This is a genomic window from Caulobacter sp. Root343 (assembly GCF_001425745.1).
Lineage (GTDB): Bacteria > Pseudomonadota > Alphaproteobacteria > Caulobacterales > Caulobacteraceae > Caulobacter.
Map to the genome: position 1 here is coordinate 331,966 of NZ_LMDF01000006.1, position 22,528 is coordinate 354,493.

Consider the following 22,528-nt stretch of genomic DNA (forward strand, 5'->3'; position numbering starts at 1 on the left):
CTCCTGCGGCCGCCGTGAACCCTCACGGCGGCCACTTTTTTCAGGAGGCGGGGCCTGTCCGGTCGTGACGTGAGCCGATAGCTTGCGGCCAACCGGACCTCCAAGAGACCGGAGTGGGAGCGCTCCATGCAGGACAACCGAATCCGCAAGCTCGTGATCGTCGGCGGCGGGACCGCCGGCTGGATGGCGGCCGCGGCGCTGCGCCGGCACTTCCAGGGCGGCCCGCTCGAGATCACCCTGGTCGAGAGCTCCGAGATCGGTACGATCGGGGTGGGCGAGGCGACCATCCCCACCATCCGCGGCTTCTACCAGCGGCTGGGCCTCTCCGACATCGAGGTGATGCGGGCCACGGGGGCCACCTGCAAGCTGGGCATCCGCTTCAACGGCTGGGCCGGCGAGGGTCAGTCGTTCATCCATCCGTTCGGCCTGTTCGGCCAGGACCTGCGCGGAATCCCGTTCCACCACTATTGGCGGAAGCTCGCCCAGGCCGGCGAGCCGACCGACATCGCCGACTACTCGCTAGGCGCCTCGCTGGCGGCGGCGGGCAAGTTCATGGCCCCGCCGCGCAACCCCGCCTCCAGTCTGTCGATCTTCGACTGGGCCCTGCACTTCGACGCCAGCCTGTTCGCGCAGCTGATGCGCCGGGTGGCCGAGGACAACGGCGTGCGCCGCATCGACGCCAAGGTCACCAAGGTCAACCTGCGGCCCGAGGACGGCTTCGTCGCCTCGTTGGACCTGCATACCGGCGAGACGCTCGAGGGCGACCTGTTCATCGACTGCTCGGGCTTCCGGGGCCTGCTGATCGAGGAAGCGCTCCGGACGGGCTACGAGAGCTGGAGCGACGTGCTGTTCTGCGACCGCGCCTACGCCGTCCAGAGCGAAGGGGTCGGCGACCCGATGCCCTATACCGACGTCACGGCCCAGAGCGCCGGCTGGCGCTGGCGCATCCCGCTGCAGCACCGCTACGGCAACGGCTACGTCTATTCCTCGCGCCATGTCAGCGACGAGGACGCCCTGGCCGAGCTGAAGGCCGCCGTGCCCGACCCGCCGCTGCACGAGCCGCGCCAGATCCGCTTCAATCCCGGTCGCCGCAAGCAGGCCTGGAACAAGAACGTCATCGCCCTGGGCCTGGCGTCCGGCTTCCTGGAGCCGCTGGAAAGCACCTCGATCGCGCTGATCGAGACGGGCGTCGAAAAGATCAAGGCGCTGTTCCCGGACAAGGACTTCGCGCCCGAACTGGTCGACGAGTTCAACGATTGGTCCAAGCGCGAGATGGAGCGCGTGCGCGACTTCATCATCCTGCACTATTGGGCCAACAAGCGGGGCGATACGGCCTTCTGGCGCGACTGCAACACCATCACCTTGCCCGACACGCTCCAGCGCAAGGTCGAGCTATTCCGCCAGCGCGGCCACTTCGTCCGCTATCGCTGGGAGATGTTCCAGCCGGCCAGCTGGATGGCGATCTATGCCGGCTTCGGACTGCTGCCGGAGATGGTCGATCCGGCCTTGGACGGCATCGATCCGAAGACGCTCAGCGCGCCGCTGGCCGAGATGCGCAAGGCCGTTCGCGAGGTGGTCGCCGCCGCCCCGCCGCACGGCGCCTTCCTCGAAGAATATTGCCGCCCTGTTCCCATAGCCGCCCAGTAGGAGGCTCCCGATGACGAACACCAACCCCAACGCCATCAAGAAGATCGTCATCGTCGGCGGCGGTTCGGCCGGCTGGATCTCGGCGGCGATGCTCAGCCACTATTTCCAGAAGGGCGGCCCCCAAAAGGAAACCTGCGAGGTCGAGCTGATCGAGTCCGAGGAGATCGGCACGATCGGCGTCGGCGAGTCGACCATCCCGCCGTTCCTGCAGCTGATCGCCAGCCTGGGCGTCGACGAGCGCGAGTTCATCCAGGCCACCCAGGCCAGCTTCAAGCTGGGCATCCGGTTCGAGGACTGGAAGCGGAAGGGCGAGCACTACTACCATCCGTTCGGCGCCATCGGCGGCCCGATCGGCCCGCACGAGTTCTACCAGTGCTGGTTGCGCGCCAAGGCCAACGGCCATCCGTCGAACCTGCAGGACTTCGCGCCTGGCACGGTGATGGCCGACCAGTGGAAGTTCATGCTGCCGTTCAAGGCCCAGCGCAGCCTGATCGCCGGGGCCAGCTACGCCCTGCACATCGACGCGCGGCTGGTGGCCAAGTTCCTGCGCGACTACGCCGAGGCCCGAGGCGTCAAGCGGACGGAGGGTATCGTCACCGACGTCGTCACCCGTCCCGACGGCGGGGTCGCCAAGGTGATCATGAAGAATGGCCACGAGGTCGAGGGCGACCTGTTCATCGACTGCTCGGGCTTCCGCGCCCTGCTGATCGGCAAGACCCTGGACGTGCCATTCGTCGACTGGTCGGACCTGCTGCTCTGCGACCGCGCCGTGGTGGTGCAAACACAGAACGTCGGCGCGCCGCACCCCTTCACCCTGTCGAAGGCCGAGGACGCCGGCTGGCGCTGGCGCATTCCGCTGCAGCACCGGTCCGGCAACGGCTACGTGTTCAGCTCCAAGCACCTCAGCGACGACGAGGCCCGCGCCACCCTGGTGAAGACCCTGCAGGGCGAGGCGCTGATGAACCCGATGTTCATCCCGTTCAAGACCGGCATGCGCCAGCGCCCGTGGGAGAAGAACGTGGTCGCGGTGGGCCTGGCCGGCGGCTTCATCGAGCCGCTGGAGTCGACGGCTCTGCACCTGATCTATCGCGGCATGGACTTCCTGCTGCGGTTCTTCCCCGACCGTGATTGCGACCCGGCCTTGGCGGCCGAGTACAACCGCCGCATGACGGCGGACTACGAGGAGATCCGCGACTTCATCGTGCTGCACTACTGCACCAGCCAGCGCGAGGACACGCCGTTCTGGAGGGCCTGCCGCGACGCGCCGATCCCCGACAGTCTGAAGGAACGCATCGCGCTCTTCCGGGCCCACGGCGTATTGCGCGAAGGCGTCGACGAGATGTTCCGCAACCCGTCCTGGCAGTCGATCATGGAGGGCATGGGCGTACGGCCGCGCCGCTACCAGCAGCTGGTCGACACCGTGCCGTACGAGGTGATCCAGAACACCCTGGACCAGTCGGCCCCGATGCTGGCCGCCCAGGTCGCCGGCCTGCCCAGCCACGGCGAGTTCCTGGCCCAGAACTGCCCGGCCCCGCCGCCGGAGCCAATAGCCGCGCCGATGAAGACGGTGGCTTAGGAGGATAAGCTCAGAACCAAAACCCCGACCTCCCCGGCGAAAGCCGGGGCCCAGATCGAACCCCGAACGTCCGACGCGTTGGCTCGGGTCGTGGGCGGATCATCCCAAATGGTCCTGGATGAATCTGGGCCCCGGCTTTCGCCGGGGAGGTCGGGAATTTGGGGCGAGAGGCTCCGAACCCTAAACCCGCTTCATGCTCAGGATCTTCACCGGCGGGTTCAGGATCTGGCCCTTCATCGAGGGGACGTTGGTCGCGCCGTCGGTGCGACCGGCCAGGATCTTCTTCACCACGTCCATGCCCTGGACCACCTGGCCGAACACGGCATAGCCGGCGGCCGCGTCGGACTTGCCGGGCTTGGCGTCGAGATAGGGTTGGGCGCTGGCGCAGATGAAGAAGTCGGCCGTGGCCGAGCCCGGCGCGTCGCGGCCCATCGAGATGGCCCCGGCCTTGTGGCGTAGGCCGGTCTTCAACGTGCTCTCGTGGGCGATCGGCGGGGCGCGGCGGGAGTAGGGCTTGGGCTGGCCCTGGATCGAACCCGCGCCCGGCGCGCCCTTGGCGCGGTTGGCGCGGAAGAACTGCCCGCCGTCGAAGCGGCGCCTGTCGACGTAGGAAAGGAAGTTGGCCGCCGTGATCGGGGCTTTCTTGTCCTCCAGCTCGACGACGATGGTCCCCTTGTCGGTCTCGATCGCCACACGCGGCTTGGCGGGCGCGGCGAGGGCCGGCGCGGTCAGAAGGGAGGCGGCGAGGGCTCCCAGCACGAGGCGGCGGGCGATCTTGGCGCGGTCCATGGCGGCTCCTGTGTTCACCCGGTTATGGCGCAACATTTCGACCGCGTCAGCCCGGCCGACGGGTTGGCGAACGGCGTTATTCCGTGCCACTTCTCCGCGATCGCAAGCCTAAGGAAGCCGCATGCTCTACGCCATCCTGGCCTATCACGAGGAAGGGATCGTTCAGTCCTGGACGCCCGAGGAAGACGCCGCCCTGATGAGCGACCTGCATGAGGTTCATGGCCGCCTCACCGCCGCGGGCCAACTTGGGCCGGCGGCGCGGCTGGGCGGCACCGGTGGCGGCGTCACCTTGCGAGGGCCCGGCGCCGGCGTCGTCACCGATGGTCCGTTCGCCGAGACCAAGGAGCAGCTCCTGGGGCTCTACGTCGTGGACGCCGCGTCACAGGACGAGGCGGTCGGCATGGCCCGAGACCTGCGCAAGGCCAACCCGACCGCCGTCTACGAGATCCGGCCGATCCTGCTGTACCTGCCCGGCGCGCCGTTCCCGGTGACCGAGGCGCCGGCCCCCTGACCTCGAAACGTTTGTCCGACAAAAGTGACCGCTAACAGATTTCCTCGGTCGCAAAGGTCACGGTCGCCGCGTTAGGGTCGCCGCCGAATTGGGGTGACCGCGGGCGACGCGCGGCGCATTTGAGGGAAGGAACTAAGCGTATGGGGGCTGACAGCCAAGCCGCGCCCGGCCAAGTGAAGGCGGGGAAGGGGCGCGACGCGCTGGTGATCGGGGCATCTTCGCTCGGCACCGTGTTCGAGTGGTACGACTTCTATCTCTACGGCTCGCTGGCGGTGATCATCACCGGCCACTTCTTTTCGGGCGTCAACGAGACGACCGGCTTCATCCTGGCCCTGCTGGCCTTCGCCGCGGGTTTCGCGATCCGGCCGCTGGGCGCGGTGATCTTCGGACGTCTGGGCGACATCTGGGGCCGCAAGAACACCTTCCTGATCACCATGCTGCTGATGGGCCTGTCGACCTTCGTCGTCGGCCTGCTGCCCTCCTACGAGCAGATCGGCGTGGCCGCGCCGATCGCCCTGATCGTCATGCGCCTGGTCCAGGGTCTGGCCCTGGGCGGCGAGTACGGCGGCGCGGCGACCTATGTCGCCGAGCACGCGCCGGAGGGAAAGCGCGGCTTCTACACCAGCTGGATTCAGACCACGGCGACCGTGGGCCTGTTCCTGTCGCTGCTGGTGATCCTGGTCACCCGCACCCAGCTGGGCGAGGACGCCTTCAAGGCCTGGGGCTGGCGCATCCCGTTCCTGGTCTCGCTGCTGCTGCTGGGCGTGTCGCTGTGGATCCGCTTGAAGCTGCACGAGAGCCCGACCTTCCAGCGCATGATCGCCGAGGGCAAGGGCACCAAGAAGCCGCTGGCCGAGGCCTTCGGCAATTGGAAGAACCTCAAGGTCGTGTTCCTGGCGCTGTTCGGCCTGACGATGGGCCAGGCGGTGGTCTGGTACACCGGTCAGTTCTACGCCCAGTTCTTCCTGGAGAAGACGCTGAAGCTGGACGGCGCTCACGCCAACATGCTGATCGCCACCAGCCTGCTGATCGGCACGCCGTTCTTCGTGTTCTTCGGCTGGCTGTCGGACAAGATCGGCCGCAAGTGGATCATCATCATCGGCTGCGTGCTGGCGGCGGCGACCTATTTCCCGATCTTCAAGGCCATCACCGTGGCCGCCAATCCCGTGCTGGCGCGGGCCGAGGCCTCGGCCCCGGTGGTGGTGTCGGCCGATCCGGCCTCGTGCGCCTTCCAGTTCGATCCGGTCGGCAAGGCCAAGTTCAACACGCCCTGCGACGTGGCCAAGGCCTATCTGGCCAAGGCCGGGGTCAGCTACAGCGCCCACGCCGCCCCGGCCGGCGCTGCGACCACGGTGAAAGTCGGCGGCGTCACCCTGGAAGGCTTCGACGCCAAGGGCGCGACCGGCAAGGCCTTCGCGGCCGCCCGCAAGGCCTGGGAAGCCGATCTCGGCGACCAGCTGAAGGCCGCCGGCTATCCGGCCAAGGCCGACCCGGCCCTGGTCGACAAGCCCAAGGTCATCGGCCTGCTGGCCCTGCTGGTCATCTATGTGACCATGGTCTACGGCCCGATCGCGGCCATGCTGGTCGAGATGTTCCCGACCCGGATCCGCTACACGGCCATGTCGCTGCCCTACCACATCGGCAACGGCTGGTTCGGCGGCTTCCTGCCGACCACGGCCTTCGCCATCGTGGCGGCCACCGGCGATATCTATTCGGGCCTCTGGTACCCGGTGATCATCGCGGCGGTGACCGCCGTTATCGGTGGCCTGTTCCTGAAGGATACGCGGCACAATCCGATCGAGGATTAGGCGCCGGCGTTCAGCAACCCGGCGGCGAGGCCGCCGCCGGGTTGCCATCTTCCCGCCAATGAGCTTGGCTGCGCTCCGAGGGGAGCGTTGATGGCTCAGGACGACGAAGACAGGCGCGCCTGGTTCCGGCGGGAAATCCTGCCGTTGGAGCCGGACCTGACGGCCTATGCCCGGCAGTTCTGTCGCGACGGGCAGACCGATCCCGAGGACCTGGTCCACGAGACGTTCGCGCGCGCCATTGCCTGCAAGACCTGGCGCGAAGTGGGCAATCCGGCCGCCTTCGCCACCCGCATCCTGCGCAACTGCGCCCTGGACGCCCTGCGCCGCCGCAAGGTTCTGACCATCACCGCGGTCGCCGACTTCGAGCGCATCGAGCCGATGGACGAGGCGCCCGGCGCCCAGACGGTGCTCGAATCACGTGAGGAGCTGCGGGCCCTGGCCGACGCGATTGCCGAGCTGCCCGCCCAGTGCCGCCGCGCCTTCACGTTGAGAAAAGTTTACAGCCTCTCGCCGGAGGAGATAGCGGTTCGGATGGGACTATCCGTCTCTACTGTTGAGAAACATCTGGTGAAGGGTCTTCGCTACTGTTCCGACAAGCTCGGACGGCGTATCGGACGCAAGAACAAGGTCGACGAAGGACGCTCATGGAGCGCGAAACGGGATCACGACGCGAAACGGTGAGACAGGCGGCCGCCCTCTGGGTGGTCCGGCTTGACGATCCTTCGTGCTCGGACGCCGATCGCGCCGCCTTCCAGGCTTGGCGCGACGAAAGCCATGAGCACGAGGCCGCCTTCGAGCGCGAGGCCGTCGCCTGGGCGCGGCTCGACCGCCTGCGTGTGCTGCGTCCGCCCGGCGAGCGGCCCGACCGTGACCTGCTGGAGCCGGCGCGGCGTTCATCCCTGCCTGGCCTGAGCCGGTCGCCATGGGCGCGGGGCATGGCCGCCGCGGCGGTGGCCGCCCTGGTCGTGACCGGTGTGATGTCGTTCGGGACCTCGACCGCCTATGCCACCGCGATCGGCGAGCGCCGGGTGGTGGTGCTCAGCGACAACAGCCGCATCGAGCTGAACACCGACAGCAAGGTCGTGGTCCGCTATCGCAATGGCGTGCGCGAGGTGCGGCTGGTGCGCGGCGAGGCGGTGTTCGAGGCCGCCAAGGACGCGCGGCCGTTCGTGATCAAGGCCGCCGACGCGGTGATGCAGGCCGACGGCTCCGCCGAACTGGCCGTGCGCCTGCGCTCGGACGGGGCGGTGGTCACGGTCCGCAAGGGCGCTGTCGACCTCGATCCCGAACCGACCGAGCGCAAGGACGAGCTGCGCCTGAACGCCGGCGTCGCGGCGATCTACGGCTCGGCCGGCAGCCGTTCGCGTAGCGTTTCCGAGAGCGAGATCGACCGGGCGCTGGCCTGGCGTCAGGGCGCGATCGCTTTGAATGGCCAGTCGCTGGAGCAGGCGGTCGCCGAGTTCAATCGCTACAACCGCCAGCAGGTCAGCATCGCCGACCCGTCGATCTCGGGCCTGCGCCTGGCCGGCTACTTCCAGACCACCGAGCCCAAGGGCTTCGTCGCTGCCGTGACCAGCGCCTTCCCGGTGCGGGCCACCGAAGGCGCCGACGGCACGATCCGCCTGTCGCGGCGGGGGTAGCGTCGAGCGTCGCTCGAAAAAGTTCCATCCGCCATGGCGGAAAACGGACAGCGCGGCGTCGGTCTGGTGAAGGCGCCTTCCCATGGGGATGGAGGGCGCCGAGAGGGGCAACGAAGAGCATGTCGATCGACACCCGGCGCCGCACGGTTCGCGGCTTCCTGATGGCGTCCGCCGCGGTCCTGGTTCTGGCCGGTCCGGCTCTGGCGCAGGGGGCTCGACACACCTTCAACATTCCAGCCGGCGACGCGGTGAGCGCGCTGCAGACCTTCGCCAAGCAGTCGGGCAAGCAGGTGCTGTTCCCGTTCGAGGCCGCCTCGGGCAAGCGCACGCCGGCGGTGACGGGCGACGTCGCCGACGCCGACGCCCTGGCGCGCCTGGCCAAGGCCGCTGGCCTGGTGGTCGCGGCCGACGACGGCAAGACCATCACGCTGCGTTCGGCCCCGGCCGAAGTCTCCGCGTCTCCGCTCCCCCAGTCCTCGAGCGTGGGGGCCCGCGCGACTGAAGAAGAGGCCCAGGTCGTCGAAACCGTCGTGGTCGTCGGTTCGCAGATCGAGGGCGCGCGGACCACCGAAGCCCTGCCGGTGACGGTGGTCGGCGAGAACGACATCATCGCCACGGGCGCGGTGTCGGGCGACGAGCTGTTCCGCTCGATCCCGCAGGCCGGCGACGTCCAGTTCCAGGAGGCCCGCACCACCGGCAACCTGAACGACGCGCGGGGCGACGTCGCGTCGCTGAACCTGCGCAGCCTGGGCACCGGCAACACCCTGGCCCTGCTGAACGGCCGCCGCGCCGTGCTGGCTCCAGGCAGCCAGACCGAGAACCTGGTGCCGGTCCAGACCGTCAACACCAATTCCTTCCCGGTCGCCGGCATCAAGCGGGTCGAAGTCCTGCGCGACGGCGCCGCCGCCATCTATGGCACCGACGCCGTGGCCGGGGTGGTCAACACCGTGCTCGACACCCGCTTCCGCGGCCTGAGGATCGAGGCCCAGTACGGCGGCTCGGAAGGGACCAGCTATCGCGAGGGCTCGGTGAATCTGAAGGCCGGCACGCGACTGGAGGACGGCACGCGCCTGACGTTCTTCGGCAGCTACACCAGCCGCAGCCGCCTGATGGCGACCGAGCGCGACTATGCCGCCAGCGAGGATCACCGCGCCCAGGTGGCCAACACCCCCTGGGTCGATAACACCACCTTCGACAGCCGCGCGACCGCCAGCCCTTGGGGCTCGTTCACGGTGATCCCGTCGACGACGACGGTGCGCCAGGGGACAACCGCCCTGACCACCTCGGGCGTCTTCCACGTCGAGCCGGTCGGCAACACCGCCGCCGGCTGCTCCAGCACCGTGCTGACGGGCAATCTCTGTCTGAAGTCGGGCACGATCACCGGCGCGGCCGACCGCGCGCTGCGTTACGACGAGAACCCGGACCGTACCCTGAAAGGCGGGGTCGAGCGCACCAACCTGTTCTCGACCGTCGAGCACGAGATCGGCAAGCTGACCGCCTATGGCGAGGCGGGCTACTACCACGCCCTGTTCACCGGCAGCCGCGAGCAGTCGGCTCCGCTCAGCACCGCGCCGATCAGCATCGCGGCCAACGCCTACTGGAACCCCTTCGGCCCGACCACCAGCCCCAACCGCCTGGCGGGCCTGACCGGCGTGCCGACCACGGGCCTGGCGATGAACATCACCACCTACCGACCGGTCGACACCGGCCCGCGCACCTACACCGTCACCGACGACAGCTACCGCCTGCTGGGCGGGCTGAAGGGCGCGTGGAACGGCTGGAAGTGGGACTCGGCCATGTTGTACTCGGCCGCCCGCACCAAGGACATGACGCACGACGCGATCAGCAACACCCTGTTTCAGCAGGCGGTGAACCGCACCGACGTCACGGCCTATAACCCGTTCAACGGCGGCTCGCTGGGCGACTATTCGGTCGGCGACGCCACGCCCAACGACCGCGCCACGATCAATGCGTTCCTGATTAACGTCTACCGGATCAGCAAGACCTCGCTGGCCCTGGCCGACTTCAAGGTCTCCAAGAAGGACCTCTTCACCCTGCCGGGCGGCGACGTCGGCTTCGCGGCGGGCGTCGAGTGGCGCCGCGAGACCTACAAGGACGATCGCGACGACCGCCTGGACGGCAAGATCAAGTACACCAACAGCGTCACCGGCGTGACCTACGGCACCGACGTGATGGGCGCCTCGGGCGCGCCGGACATCTCGGGCCGCCGCTCGGTGACCTCGGCCTTCTTCGAACTGGCCGTGCCGATCATCTCGCCCGAGATGAACATCCCGTTCGTCGAGGAGATCAGCCTGCAGATCGCCGCCCGCGACGAGGACTATTCCGACTTCGGCAACGTGCTGAAGCCCAAGGGCGCGATCTACTGGAAGGTCGGTCAGGGCCTGGCCATCCGCGGCTCGGTCTCGCAAAGCTTCCGCGCGCCGAACCTGCCGCAGTTCTACAGCGACGGCTCGACGGTCTCGAACACCCGCACCGACTACGCCGCCTGCCGGATCAACACCCCGACCGTGACCACCTGCCCCAGCGGCAGCACGATCGAGGTGCGTAGCGGCAACAAGAACCTGCGGCCGGAAGAGGCCGACAACGCCACCGTCGGCTTCGTCTATCAGCCGACCTTCATCCCGCGCCAGTTCGGCGCCCTGACCCTGACGACGGACTTCTGGTCGATCCGCGAGAAGAACATCATCGGCATCCTGGGCGGCGGCAACCAGATCGCCTACGACTGGCTGCTGCGCCAGGGCGGCTCGTCCAACCCGAACGTCGTCCGCGACGCGCCGGTCGGCACGGCCATCGTCGGCAACATCGCCTACATCCAGGACACCTATCAGAACCTGCAGCCGCGCATGGTGCAGGGCGTCGACTTCTCACTCGACTACGACCTGGACGACACCGCCTGGGGCGACTTCGGCCTCAACGTCAACGTCGCCAAGCTGCTGAAGTACGACCAGTCGCCCAGCCCGATCGAGAGCCTGTTGCAGCAGGCCGTGGCCGCCGGCTCGCTGCCCGGCGTGACGATCGCCAGCGCCGGCAACCAGATCAAGATGGACGGCTTCCCCGAGTTCCGCGGCACCGCCAGCTTCACCTGGCGCTACAACGGCTGGGGCGCCGGCGCCTTCGTCAACTATGTCGGCGAGGTCTACGACACCGGCCCGGCCCAGGTGGCCGGCCAGTACTTCCCGGTCAAGGCCTGGACCACGGTCAATCTCTACGCCCAGTACGCGTTCAAGGACGGTCGGTTCGACGGCTCCACCGTCCGGGTCGGCGTCCGCAATGTCGGCGACAAGGATCCGCCGATCGCGTCCTCGAACTTCGGCTATCTGGGCGCCCTGCACAACGCCACCGGCCGCTACTGGTACATGAACCTGAGCAAGCGGTTCTAAGCCCACCCCTCTCGCGCCCCGATCCGGGGCCGAGGCGATCGCGCCACGGGGGACAATCCTCCCACCGAACGTCCCCCAAACGCGCGATCATTCGCCGCCGGAGCTGCCCCTCCGGCGGCGATATTCGTTCAACGGCCCTGTCATCCCGGCCGTAGCGCAGCGAAGAGCCGGGACCGCAACAAGCGCGGAGTTTCCGGCGGTCCCGGATCGGCCCTACGGGCCGTCCGGGATGACAGGAACGGTTGGGTTATTTGCGGGCCGAAACCGCCGGCCCGTACAGCATCCCGTTGAACAGGAACTTGAACGTGCCCCACGACTGGGCGCGCTGGGTGATCTCGGGGCCGAAGGCGAAGACCTTGCCCTTGCCGATGTCGATGTCGAGCATGGCCGTCGAGCCCTTCAGCCTGTCCTGGCCGACCGCCCAGCCGCTGCGCAGCGGCTTGTCGCTGTCGAACCACGAGACCCGCGCCACGCCCTTGGCCTCGGCCTTCAAGGTGAAGGTCGGGCTGCGGTCGAAGAAGACGTCGACCTGGTCCGAAGCCCCGTAGGCCAGTGGCTGTTTGGGATCGACCTTGGCCCGCAGCACCGAGCCTGGGATGTAGAGCTCGCGGGTCGTCAGCGCCTTCAGCTGGCCGTTCTCGAGCTTGGCGGTGGCCACCTCGACCGGTGCGCCGAGCGCCATGGCCAGGCGGGTCGAGGCGCCGATCGCCACCACCGTGCCGCCGCCCTTCACGAAGTCGGCGATCTGGGGCAGCGTCTTGTCGTCAGTCACCCGGCCCAGCCAGGCCCGGTACTCGGCCGGGATGTCCTCGGGCTTGGGCTGGGTCGCGGGACGGCCGGCCTTGAACGGCCCGTCGGCCGGGGCGGGAACCACACCGTCCGGGAACACCAGCACGTCGAAGTCCTTGGCGATGTCGCCGGCGTCCAGGCGCTGGGGATAGATCACCTGGAACGGGGCCTCGAACTTCTCCAGCATCCAGCGGTTCCAGCCCGAGGGCATCGAGCCGCCATAGACGTCGACCAGCCCGATGCGGACCGGCTTCAGGGCGATGGTCGCGCCCGACGGCTTGCCGCCGACGGCCCAAGCGTCGACGCCCAGGTCCTTGACGCCCTTGTCGATCACCGCCTTGGCGGCCGGCGAGGCGGGAATCCAGATCGCGCCGGGGCCGAAGGCGGTCTTGCCGGCCTTGGCGCCATCCTTGAGCCAATAGACCTTGGCCCCGGCCTTCAGCAGGCGGTTGGTCAGGGTGAAGCTGGCGTTGGTCTCGTGGCTGACCAGCCAGCCCGCGCCGCTCGAGCCCTTCACCGAACCCGGCGTCACCGCGATCAGGTCGGGCACGCGGGTGGTCGGGGCCTCGAAGCCGTCCAGGACCCGGTCGAACTTGATCCCCATCTGGTAGGCCAGGGTGTAGCCGGTGACGTCGTACGGCGCCTTGGGCGGGCCGCCCGGATATTCCAGGTCGTGCGGGTGGTCCTGGGGCTCGAACATGTCCAGCACGTGCGGACGATAGGCCTGCGCCGTGCGCACCACGTAGGAGCCGGCCGGATAGGTCTTGCCGCCGATCGCGAAGGGCCTGGTCGCCTTGTCCACGTCGACGCCGGTCTTGATCAGGGCGTTGAGGAAGGCCGTCACGGTCGGCATGTCGGCCTGGTCGGACGGGATGACATAGGCGCGCGCGTCACGCGCCTCCGGCGTCTGCAGCACCGACTTGTAGAGGCCGGGATCGATCGCCGCGCCGTATGGCCCCGGTTTGCCCTTGCCGGCGGCGGCCAGTTCCTCGACCCGGGTCGGGGTGATGGTCCAGCTGTCGCGCGAGCCGCGCTTGATGCCGTTGTCGCCCATCTTCCAGATGTTGAACAGCAGGCGCTCCCTGTTGCGGGACGCGTAGTCCAGCACCGCCATGTTCATCGTCCACTGGTAGTCCAGCGAGTCCTGCAGGCGCCATTCGCGCGGCGCGATGGGGGCAGGACGGTCGTTGCCCGGCAGTTGCAGCTCCGGCACCAGGTTGACCGTGGTCGGGGTCGGGCCGCCGATGATCTCGGTCAAGAGGCCGATCGAATTGTGGAAATAGGCGACCGATCGCTCCATGCCGTTGTGCCAGGTCGAGTAGGGGGCGGCGCTGCGGGCGCCCGAGCCCGGCTTGTCCTCGGCCACCAGGCGGCTGTGCATGGCCATGCCCACCTCCTGGAGTTCGGTCATGACCAGTGGGTCGTAGTTGAAGTTGAACGGGTCGCGGAACGGCGGGACGAACACCACCATGCCGTTGGGGCCGGTCTGGTGCTGGTTGTAGATGATCTGCGGGTACCACTCGCGGAACAGCTGCCGGTTGACGTTGGTCGTCTCGGCCATGGCCGACATGAAGCTGTCGCGGTTGTTATCGTGGCCGATGTACTTGTGGTACAGGCGCGGCAGCGAGCCGAACTCGCGTGTCTTCGGATCCTGGTTGCGCATGTACCAGTCCGAGATCATCTCCATCCCGTCCGGATTGTCCTGGCCGAACAGGATGATGCAGTCGTCCAGCAGGCGCAGCGTCTCGGGATCGTTCTGGGTCAGCATCCGGTAGAGCACCTGGATCTGGCCCTGCGAGGTGATCGTCTCGCTGGCGTGCAGGCCGGCGTCGATCCAGACCACGGCCTTGCCCTGGGCGGCCAGCTTGCGAGCCTCGTCCTCCTTGACGCCCTCGGCCTTGGCCAGCTTGCGGGCGATGGCCTTGTAGTCGTCCAGCTTGGCCAGGTTGGCGGGCGAGGAGACGATCGCCACCCACATGGTGCGGCCTTCCTCGGTTTTGCCGATGTCGACCAGCTTCATGCGGTCGGACTGGCCGGCCAAGGTCTTCAGATAGGCCTCGTAGGCGGTGTAGTCGGCCAGGAAGTAGTCGCTGCCGATCGGCTGGGCGAAGGCCTTGTCCGGGGGCGTGACGTCGGCGGCGATCGCCGAACCCATGGCCCCGAAAGCCAGCACCACGCCGAGGGCCGCCCCGGCCATCGCTGAACCACGCGTCATCGTTCTACCCCGTAAGCCCTGGCGAGATCCGCCTTTCTAGACCGACGAAGCTGGAGGGGATTTCCGCCGTCGGAGCAACGGCGTCGCCAGCCCATTTTTTCGGGGCGAAAGGTTTTGGGCAAAAGGAAAGGGGCCGTCCTCACGGACGGCCCCTCCATCTCATCGGGTCATACTCACGCGACCCGTACGCGAGATAGCTCGTGACCTAGTACTTCAGGCGGACACCCACCCGGAAGTAGCGGCCGACCGCGCCCGACTGCGAGTAGGTCGGGTTCCAGTTCACCGCGGCGTAGTTGGCCGGGTTGAACATCGGGCCGGCGTCGAACAGGTTCAGCACGTCGGCATAGACCGTCGTGTGATCGCTGACGTCGTAGGCGCCGGTCAGGTCGAAGTCGTAGAAGTCCTTCGTGTGGCACTTGAAGCCGTCCGTGCCGTAGAGGCAGGACTGGTCGCCGGCGTAGCTCTCGTCGATCGACCGCAGGCCGCTGACATAGTTCAGCGTGCCGGTGACCGAAACAGGGCCGCGCGTGAAGGTGTTGCCCCACGAGGCGCGATACTTCGGCGTGCCAGCGCCGGACGACAGCACGTACGGAGCCTGCTTGCCGACGTAGTTATAGGTCGTGCCGCCCTGGGTGTACTTGAAGTCGAACAGGACGGTGGCTTCCAGGTTGCTGGTCCACTTGATGTCGGCCGGCAGGTAGGCGGTGTTCTGGACGCTGAGGTCCATGCCGCTGGTCCGCAGGGAGTCGGCGTTGATGTACGGCGACGCCACCGACAGGATGCGGGGCAGGGCGCCCGGAGCGTCCGGATCCGGCAGATCCGGGGTCACCACATAGCCGGCCGGGATGGCTTCGCCGGCGTAGTAGGCGGCGATGGCGTCACCCGCGCTGGCCTGCGCGATCACGTCGTTCTTCTTGATGTGATAGTAGTCCAGCGAGACGCTGAAGGTGCGGGTCGGAGCCCAGACGGCGCCCAGCGTGTAGCTGGTCGACTTCTCGGGCTTCAGGTCCGGATTGGCCGCGGTGATGCTCGAGAGCGAGTAGGTCTTGGTGTACTCGCTGCCGCCGTGCGCCGCGACGAAGTCCGGGTAGTTCGTGAACGAGAAGTTCGTGAAGCCCTGGCTGGCCGAGTTGCCCGACTCCGAGAACGACGGCGCGCGGAAGCCCTTCGAGACGGTGGCGCGCAGGGCGACCGTCTTGATGGGCGTGAACTTGACGCCGATCTTCGGGGAGAAGTTGCCGCCGAAGTCCGAATAGTGGTCGTAGCGACCCGAAACGTTGACCTCGACATTGTTCAGCACCGGCATGCCCAACTCGGCGAAGGCCGAGGCGACCGTGCGGTTGCCGATGGTGCGGGCGTTGCCCAGGCCTTGCGCGTCGTTGACCGGGTTCAGGGCCGGGTCGTTGACGGCCTCGTAGCGGAACTCGCCGCCCAGACCCAGCTGGGCGGGGCCGCCCGGCAGGTTGAACACTTCGCGCGAGGCGACGAAGTTGATCGAGTCCAGGTCGCTGGTCGAGGTCTTGGTCAGGGCCGGGGCGAGGGCGTCGCGCACCGCCTGGCTGTTCTTCGACGGATCGAGGAAGTTGTACGTGCCGTTCTTCACCGCGCCGAGCAGGGCGTTGTAGCTGACGAAGCCGTTGACTTCGCTCTCCAGCCAGCCGTGCGCCAGGACGAGGTTGGCGTGGTAGTCCCAGCCCTTGGCCGAGCCTTCGACGCCGCCGACCATGCGGGCCATGCGGTTGGTGTAGGTCGAGCCGGTGGCCAGGTCGCTGAAGCGATAGCGGATCAGCGCGTCATAGCCTTCGGCCGCGAACGGGTTGTTCGGGTTCAGCGCGCCGGTCGGCAGCAGGGCCGGCAGGACGATGTTCGACAGGTTGTGCGGGGTCGAGGACGACATGCCCGGCGGGGTGCCGGTCACCGAGGTCTTCGACTGCATGAAGCTGGTGCTGAGATAGGCCTGGAAGTTGTCGTTCGGCTTGATCGTGAAGCGGCCGTAGACGCCCACGCGCTCCTGCTTGGGCTGGACGTCGCCGAAGGTGGCGATGTTCTGGGCGCAGTACGCACCGCCGGCCGAGGTGGTCAGCGGGGCGTCGGCGCCGCAGGTGCGCAGCGGCTGCCACAGGGCGCCGGCCAAGGCCTGGCCGGTCGAGATGTCGCCCGGCGTGCCCATGGTGGCGCGTTTGACCTGACCGTAGAAGGTGCTGCCGCCGGCGCCGGGGTTGTCGTTCGTGCCGCCCGGGATCGAGCTCAGGTCGAACGTGTTGTACGGGAAGCCGCGCTGGTCGATGCGGATGCGCTTGTCCAGCTGGTACTCGACGTCGAGATAGACATTGTACTTGTCGGTATCCAGGTCGCCGTGGCCGATCTCGCCGTTGAAGCGATACTGGTCGCCGCCGCCGTGCTGGGACGTGCCGACCGACAGGTCAGCGCCCATGCCCTGGAAGTTCGACTTCATGATGATGTTGACCACGCCGCCGATGGCGTCGGCGCCGTACAGCGACGAGGCGCCGTCCTTCAGGGTCTCGATGCGCTCGACCGCGTTGAACGGGATCGAGTTCAGGTCGACGAACGAGCGCTGGCCGTCGTCGGCCAGCGGGTAGCTGGCGTTGCGCAGGCCGTCGATCATCACCAGGGTCGAGTTGACCGTCAGGCCGCGCAGCGCGACGCCGGTCGAGCCGGCGGCGAAGCCGTTGCCGAAGGCGGCCGGGACCGAGCCGGAGTTGTCGGCCGACAGGCTGCGGATGGCGTCGGCCACCGTGGTGATGCCCTGAGCCTTCAGCTGCTCGTTGGTCTGGACGGTGACCGGCGAGGGCGTGGCGGTGTCGGTGCGGCGCAGCAGCGAGCCGGTGACGACGACGGCCTCGACCTCGTTGTTCTGAGCCGTCGGCTGAGCGGCGGGAGCGCCTGGTGTGGTGGTGGTTTGAGCATTCGCGGCGAAGCCGGCCAGCGTGGCCACGCCCGCGATCATCGTGGTCGTGAGCAGACGACCCCGGCTAATCTTGTACTTCATGTTCGATCCTTCCGGGCCGCCCTCGTCGGCGCGAACGCCGGCGTCCTTACAGCCCGATGCGAGATGAGGTTTCCCGCCGCGATCCGGCGGTTATCGGCGGCTTAGGAGCCTTGAACCAAAGTGGTCAATCGCACGGTTCGAAATGTAATCGAATTGTCGTGAAGCTGTCTCTTTAAGGCAACGCCTTGCGCCAAATGGGGCGTGAATAAGTCAAAGCGGTATCGGCGGCGAAACATAACGGAAATTTAAGGCGGAGCTTGTGGAACGTAACTGAAATCTCACCGTTCGCGGAACGCTGGATCTGTCGCGCTGCTGCGCGTCAAGATTCGAATAGTTGGTTTTACTGAATAACGATGTTCGCGGATGCGAAGGTGCAAGAGCGAAAATCCTCTCTCATAGAGAGAGGGAATCCGAGCTACCTAGAAGCGTCCCCGTGAGACTTCCGACGCGGCCAGCAGGACGGCGCCGGAGCCGTAGAGCTGGGTGTCGTCGGCTTCGACGTGGTCGGGGGCGTAGCCGACCTGCTGCACCCAGCCGACCTTGCCGTCCGGCCCCACGGCCTTGGCCAGGGCCGACCAGCCCAGGCGGGCCGAACGCGGATACTTCGGGTCCTTCAGCAGGCCCTGGTTCACGCCCCAGGCCAGGCCGTAGACGAAGAAGCCCGCGCCGCTGGTCTCGGGCGGGCTGTGCTCGGGCGCCAGCAGGGACACCGGCCAGTAGCCGTCGGGCTTCTGCAGCGTGACGAGCTTGGCCGACATCCGCTTGAACAGGGCGACATAGCGCGGCCGGTCGGGGTGGTTGGCCGGCAGGGTCTTCAGGATGTTGACGATCCCCGCATAGACCCAGCCGTTGCCGCGGCTCCAGAAGATCTTGCGGCCCTGGTCGTCGCGACGGTCGAAGAAGCGGCTGTCGCGGAAATAGAGGCCGTATTCCTTGTCGAGCAGATAGTCGGTGGTCGCCCAGAATTCGCGGTCGCCATAGGCGGCGTAGCGCGGATCGCCGGTGATGGCCGACAGGGCCGTCCAGGTCGGCGGGGCCATGAATAGGGCGTCGCTCCAGCACCAGCGCGCCTGGCAAGGCTGCTCCTCCGTCCCGTCGATGAAGGTCAGGTCGGCTTTCGGCGGATCGGCCAGGATCGCGTCGAAGCGGGCCTTGACGGGCGCGATCTGGGCCGGGTCGTGGTCGCGGGCGTTCAGCCAGATCCAGGTCTGGGCGATCGCGTGGTCGTCGGCGTGCAGGGGACGCTTGCCCAGGCCCCAGCCTTGCGCGACGCCGTGCGCGCGCATGGCCTGGGCATAGCGGGGATCGCCGGTCCGCTCGGCGAAAGCGGTCAGACCAACATAGAAGGCGGCCTGGATCCAGCCGCGCGGATTTTGCGTGCCTTCGCGGCGGGTCCGGACGTAGTCGAACTGGCCGTCCATGTGCCGCAGCTGCCAGTCGGCGACGGTGCGGCCCAGGGTCAGGGCCGAGGCGGACACATCGACCGTCGCGGCCGGTGGGGCGGAGGGGGGTGGCGCGGCCAGCGCGCCGGCGGCGCTGAAAGCCAGGCAGGCCAGGGCGGTCGCGAGCTTCACGCGCATGGTGGTCTTCCCCTCGTGTTCGTCCCGGGCGCCTCTGCGGGCGCTTGGTTTCGGCGGCGCCAGGTTGGCGACGGTCCTCGAAGGTCGTCTTACCGATCTTGCCCGCGCCAGGCAAACTTCCGCGCAAGATAGATGACCAATTTGGTCAGGCCAATCCTTGCGTGATGTCGAGACCGCGCTAAGGTGGCGCGCCTCCGTTCGCAGGAAGACCCGATGATCTCCGCTTCGATTCGCGCCCTGGCCTTGTCCGCTGGCCTGGCCACCGCCGTCGCCGGCCTCCTCGCCAACCCCGCCACGGCGGCGGAACCCGTCTGCCGGGCGGACGACGGTTACGCCGCCGACTTCGACGGCCGCCGCACCTTCCGTTGGAAGCCGCAGTGGCTGCGATCGGCCAAGGCCAACGCCAAGGGGGCCGAGCTGTCGCCCGCCTATCAGGCCCTGATGGCCCGCGCCGACAAGGCGCTGGCCGGTCCCGTCTACAGCGTCGTCGACAAGAGCCGCACCCCGCCCAGCGGCGACAAGCACGACTACATCTCGATGGGCCCGTACTGGTGGCCCGATCCCGCCCAGCCGAACGGCGAGCCCTATATCCGCAAGGACGGCGAGGTGAACCCCGAGCGCAACACCAACGCCTTCGACGCCGGCCGCATGGACACGATGGCCGGCGCGGTCGAGGCCCTGTCCCTGGCCTACTACTTCACCGACGATCCGAAGTACGCGACCAAGGCCGCCCAGCTGCTGCGCGTCTGGTTCCTGGATCCGGCCACTCGGATGAACCCCAGCATGACCTACGCCCAGGGCGTGCCCGGCCGCACCCCGGGCCGGGCCGAGGGCGTGCTGGACACCTTCCGCCTGCTGCGGGTGGTGGAGTCGATCGGCGTCCTGGCCCCGTCCAAGGTGCTGTCCTCCGCCGAGCAGAAGGGCCTGGAGGCCTGGTTCGGCGACTACACACAGTGGATGCGGACCGCTCCGACCGGCAAGGAGGAGCGCGCGGCCGAGAACAACCACGGCATCTGGTTCGACAACCAGCTGGCGACCTTCGCCCTGTTCGCCCGCAAGCCCGACCTGGCCAAGCGCGTGATCGCCGCCGCCGGCAAGGACCGGATCGACCCGCAGATCGAGCCCGACGGGAAGATGCCCCGCGAGCTGGCCCGGACCAAGGGGCTGCACTACAGCTATTTCGCCCTCGAGCCGCTGGTCGGCATGGCCGAGCTGGGTCCTTGCGTCGGCGTCGATCTGTGGGGCTACAAGGGGCCGAAGGGGCAGGGGATCCGGGTCGCCTACGACTACCTGGCCCAGTTCGTCGGCAACGAGAAGGCCTTCCCCTACAAGGACCTGAAGCCCGAGGACGCGACCCGCGAGGCGCTGGATCTCTATGACCTGGCCGCCTGGGCCTATGGCGACGCCGCCTTCGCCGCCAAGGCCGACTTCATCGCCAAACAGTCGCCGGCGGCCCAGAGCCGGCTGACGGTCGCGGCTTACAGGAAGTAGTTTTCCGGGTCCGATTTTTCCGGCGAAAGGGGGACGGTCCGCAGCGGCGAACTGCGCGACCTTGGCCGTGAATGTCCGCCATAGCCCTCGCCGCCATCGTGCTCGTCTGACTATTGGGAATGAGTCCTGAGCCTAAGGGGCGTCATGAACCCCCAGCATGGTGGACGCAGACAGTTCCGGCGCCACAATGGCGAGGTCGTAGCCGCGGATGAGCGCGCGCCATTCAGGCGTCAGGGCTTCCAGATCGGCGCCGCGCAAACGGCGCAGATCCACCAGGAACCAGTCGCCCGGCGGCGTGCCCGACGGGCGGGCCAGCATCACATCCTTGCACCAGTCGCTGTCCTTGCCCGTGGTCGCATCGAAGTTGTGCACGGCCACCTGGCGGCCGACCCCGTTGTATCCGGCTTGCACGCCTCTCGCCCCGGTGACGATGACGTTGAGGGACTTCACGCCCTCTCCATCGGCGTGTTCAGCGACGAAATTGCCCAGGTCGCGCTGGCCGAGTGGATTGTAGCCCTTGTAGAGATGGTAGGCGCCGAACTTCATCAGCAAGCGGGCCTGCGGCGCCTCGGCAAAATGCGTCACCAGGGTCCGCTTCATCAGCCGCGCCCTGCGCCCGTTCGGATCGCCACTGCGGGACTGCGAGGACTGATAGATGGCGCGTGTTTCGCGCAAGGCGGCGAACAGCGCCTTGGCCCGGTCGCCGCCGTCCTGGTCGATGGCTTTCCCCGCCTGATCCAGCGCTGCATCGGTGGCCTTGAGCAGGAACAGGTCCATGGGTGAACCGGAGGTGAGCGCGGCCTGCATCGCCGTCCGCTCCTGCTCAGCCAGCGCTTCGATCTGGGCGCGGGCGAGCGGTCCTGGACCGGCCGCCAGCATCTGTTCGAGCAAATAGCCGCTCGAGCCCAAGAACTCCTGGTCCAGCCCCCACAGCTTGAAATCCGGTCCGGCGGCGCCTGCGCAATCGGCCGCCGTCTGGCCCTCGTCGCGGCCGTTGAGGAAGGCCATGGCGTCGGGATGCGAGCGCATGAAGTCAGAAATCCGCTGCTCCCGGTCCGGCGCTCTCAGCCGTGCGTTGACCGCTCCGGCGGCCTCCGGCCCGATCTCGACGACCATGGCCGTCAGGCCGCCGGGCGCCATCAATCGACAGACGTTCGTGGTGAAGGCGGGGATCTCGCGCGAATGATGGCTCTCGCCGATGAGGACGTATCGGCTGGCGTTGATAGCCTCCGATAGTATCGCGGCTCCCGAACCCGAGAAGCCCTCCGGCCGAACTGTCAGCGGCGCCCCTGCCTGCGCCAGCCGATCCGCGAACGAGAGCGACGCAACGGGCTCGGCGTGGGCGGAAGCCGCGCACAGGCTTGCGAGCGCCAAGGCCGCCGCCATCGATTTCAGCTTCATATCAAATCACCCCTGCTATGAAGCGTCCTTGCGGCGATCTCTGAAAACCACAAGTTAAATCGTGATCACAAGTCTCCTCGCGGCCTGAAATCTGGCATTCGCCCAATGAACGCTAAGGGGCGAAAGCAGTCTTTGCATGGTGGGTTGAACGCGGTCCTTGAGGCTGCAGCCTGCGATCGTCTGGCCGTGAGATGTAGGGAGGGCTCCTTCTCCGGGGGGAGGGGAGGGGTTCCCACCAAGCGAGGCCGTGCTCCGTAGAATCCCTCTCTCATGGAGAGAGGGAGGGACCCGCCGCGTAGCGGTGGGAGGGTGAGTGGGTAGGCGGAGCCCCTGGACGATCTTGGCGCCATTGCGAGTGATGTGCCGGCACGCCGGCTGAGGGTGTAACCACTCACCCTCCCACGCTTCGCGTGGGCCCCTCCCTCTCTCTCAGAGAGAGGGATTTCGGGGGCGACCACGGGGATTGGGCGCGTTGTATCCCCGGCGTTCGCGACATCGAAGTCAGCGATTTCAACGCCTTCTCACTTTTACGCGCTCCTGAATGATCCGCGTTGAATCCCGCTGCACAATCATCGCTGTCCCCGTCGCAAGGGGAGGGCGCTTGGATCCGGCCCGAAGCGGCGGCGGGGATAGGCTGAGCGGGGTCGCCGTTAGGTCCCCGGCTGGCTCG

12 protein-coding genes and 1 pseudogene are annotated in these 22,528 nt (G+C 67.6%); 8 read left to right on the top strand and 5 right to left on the bottom strand.

Annotated elements, in window-relative coordinates; translation table 11 throughout:
* The first annotated feature begins 126 nt into the window (after positions 1-126).
* Both ASC70_RS09280 and ASC70_RS09285 read left to right on the top strand, forming a co-directional pair.
* Positions 127-1,647 carry a tryptophan halogenase family protein gene (locus tag ASC70_RS09280; RefSeq protein WP_056049230.1) on the top strand — a complete coding sequence of 507 codons (1,521 nt, stop codon included), beginning with the start codon at positions 127-129 and terminating at the stop codon, positions 1,645-1,647.
* 10 nt (positions 1,648-1,657) lie between these two features.
* Positions 1,658-3,223, top strand: coding sequence for a tryptophan halogenase family protein (locus tag ASC70_RS09285; RefSeq protein ID WP_056049233.1), 1,566 nt, complete (start codon positions 1,658-1,660; stop codon positions 3,221-3,223).
* Positions 3,224-3,403: 180 nt separating this feature from the next.
* Here ASC70_RS09285 and ASC70_RS09290 read toward each other — a convergent pair whose 3' ends face one another.
* Positions 3,404-4,012 carry a peptidylprolyl isomerase gene (locus ASC70_RS09290; protein WP_056049235.1) on the bottom strand — a complete coding sequence of 203 codons (609 nt, stop codon included), beginning with the start codon at positions 4,010-4,012 and terminating at the stop codon, positions 3,404-3,406.
* Between the two features lie 121 nt (positions 4,013-4,133).
* On the opposite strand from ASC70_RS09290, the gene ASC70_RS09295 reads away from it, so the two are divergent.
* From ASC70_RS09295 to ASC70_RS09315, 5 genes are all read left to right on the top strand, one after another.
* Positions 4,134-4,523 carry a YciI family protein gene (locus tag ASC70_RS09295; RefSeq protein WP_056049237.1) on the top strand — a complete coding sequence of 130 codons (390 nt, stop codon included), beginning with the start codon at positions 4,134-4,136 and terminating at the stop codon, positions 4,521-4,523.
* 140 nt (positions 4,524-4,663) lie between these two features.
* On the top strand, positions 4,664-6,331 hold the full coding sequence (locus tag ASC70_RS09300; protein WP_056049240.1) for an MFS transporter: 1,668 nt from the start codon (positions 4,664-4,666) through the stop codon (positions 6,329-6,331).
* Positions 6,332-6,418: 87 nt separating this feature from the next.
* The gene (locus tag ASC70_RS09305; protein WP_162247196.1) at positions 6,419-7,012 is read left to right on the top strand and encodes an RNA polymerase sigma factor; all 594 of its coding nucleotides are present in this window, start codon (positions 6,419-6,421) and stop codon (positions 7,010-7,012) included.
* Positions 6,976-7,971, top strand: coding sequence for a FecR family protein (locus ASC70_RS09310; RefSeq protein ID WP_056049242.1), 996 nt, complete (start codon positions 6,976-6,978; stop codon positions 7,969-7,971). The genes ASC70_RS09305 and ASC70_RS09310 overlap by 37 nt, the downstream gene beginning before the upstream one ends.
* Positions 7,972-8,090: 119 nt before the next feature.
* Complete coding sequence (locus tag ASC70_RS09315; RefSeq protein ID WP_056049245.1) at positions 8,091-11,372, top strand: TonB-dependent receptor domain-containing protein; 3,282 nt, start codon at positions 8,091-8,093, stop codon at positions 11,370-11,372.
* Positions 11,373-11,619: 247 nt separating this feature from the next.
* On the opposite strand, the pseudogene ASC70_RS09320 reads toward ASC70_RS09315, so the two are convergent.
* The 3 genes and pseudogenes from ASC70_RS09320 to ASC70_RS09330 form a co-directional block, all read right to left on the bottom strand.
* Positions 11,620-14,454 (bottom strand): annotated as a pseudogene (locus tag ASC70_RS09320) (M14 metallopeptidase family protein).
* A 127-nt stretch (positions 14,455-14,581) separates the two neighbouring features.
* Entirely contained in the window at positions 14,582-17,386 is a 2,805-nt protein-coding gene (locus tag ASC70_RS09325; RefSeq protein WP_056049251.1) for a TonB-dependent siderophore receptor, read from the bottom strand.
* Positions 17,387-17,805: 419 nt separating this feature from the next.
* Positions 17,806-18,966 carry a glycoside hydrolase family 105 protein gene (locus ASC70_RS09330; protein ID WP_056049254.1) on the bottom strand — a complete coding sequence of 387 codons (1,161 nt, stop codon included), beginning with the start codon at positions 18,964-18,966 and terminating at the stop codon, positions 17,806-17,808.
* Positions 18,967-19,179: 213 nt separating this feature from the next.
* Between ASC70_RS09330 and ASC70_RS09335 the strand changes: the two genes are divergently transcribed.
* The gene (locus ASC70_RS09335) at positions 19,180-20,457 is read left to right on the top strand and encodes an alginate lyase family protein (protein ID WP_056049257.1); all 1,278 of its coding nucleotides are present in this window, start codon (positions 19,180-19,182) and stop codon (positions 20,455-20,457) included.
* 132 nt (positions 20,458-20,589) lie between these two features.
* Here ASC70_RS09335 and ASC70_RS09340 read toward each other — a convergent pair whose 3' ends face one another.
* Positions 20,590-21,858, bottom strand: coding sequence for a hypothetical protein (locus tag ASC70_RS09340; RefSeq protein WP_056049260.1), 1,269 nt, complete (start codon positions 21,856-21,858; stop codon positions 20,590-20,592).
* Positions 21,859-22,528 lie beyond the last annotated feature (670 nt).

What these genes read in the sequence shown, in the direction of transcription:
- ASC70_RS09280 (WP_056049230.1), top strand. Translation starts at nt 127, where the DNA reads ATGCAGGACAACCGAATCCGCAAGCTCGTGATCGTCGGCGGCGGGACC.
- ASC70_RS09285 (WP_056049233.1), top strand. Translation starts at nt 1,658, where the DNA reads ATGACGAACACCAACCCCAACGCCATCAAGAAGATCGTCATCGTCGGC.
- ASC70_RS09290 (WP_056049235.1), bottom strand. Translation starts at nt 4,012, where the DNA reads ATGGACCGCGCCAAGATCGCCCGCCGCCTCGTGCTGGGAGCCCTCGCC.
- ASC70_RS09295 (WP_056049237.1), top strand. Translation starts at nt 4,134, where the DNA reads ATGCTCTACGCCATCCTGGCCTATCACGAGGAAGGGATCGTTCAGTCC.
- ASC70_RS09300 (WP_056049240.1), top strand. Translation starts at nt 4,664, where the DNA reads ATGGGGGCTGACAGCCAAGCCGCGCCCGGCCAAGTGAAGGCGGGGAAG.
- ASC70_RS09310 (WP_056049242.1), top strand. Translation starts at nt 6,976, where the DNA reads ATGGAGCGCGAAACGGGATCACGACGCGAAACGGTGAGACAGGCGGCC.
- ASC70_RS09315 (WP_056049245.1), top strand. Translation starts at nt 8,091, where the DNA reads ATGTCGATCGACACCCGGCGCCGCACGGTTCGCGGCTTCCTGATGGCG.
- ASC70_RS09325 (WP_056049251.1), bottom strand. Translation starts at nt 17,386, where the DNA reads ATGAAGTACAAGATTAGCCGGGGTCGTCTGCTCACGACCACGATGATC.
- ASC70_RS09330 (WP_056049254.1), bottom strand. Translation starts at nt 18,966, where the DNA reads ATGCGCGTGAAGCTCGCGACCGCCCTGGCCTGCCTGGCTTTCAGCGCC.
- ASC70_RS09335 (WP_056049257.1), top strand. Translation starts at nt 19,180, where the DNA reads ATGATCTCCGCTTCGATTCGCGCCCTGGCCTTGTCCGCTGGCCTGGCC.
- ASC70_RS09340 (WP_056049260.1), bottom strand. Translation starts at nt 21,858, where the DNA reads ATGAAGCTGAAATCGATGGCGGCGGCCTTGGCGCTCGCAAGCCTGTGC.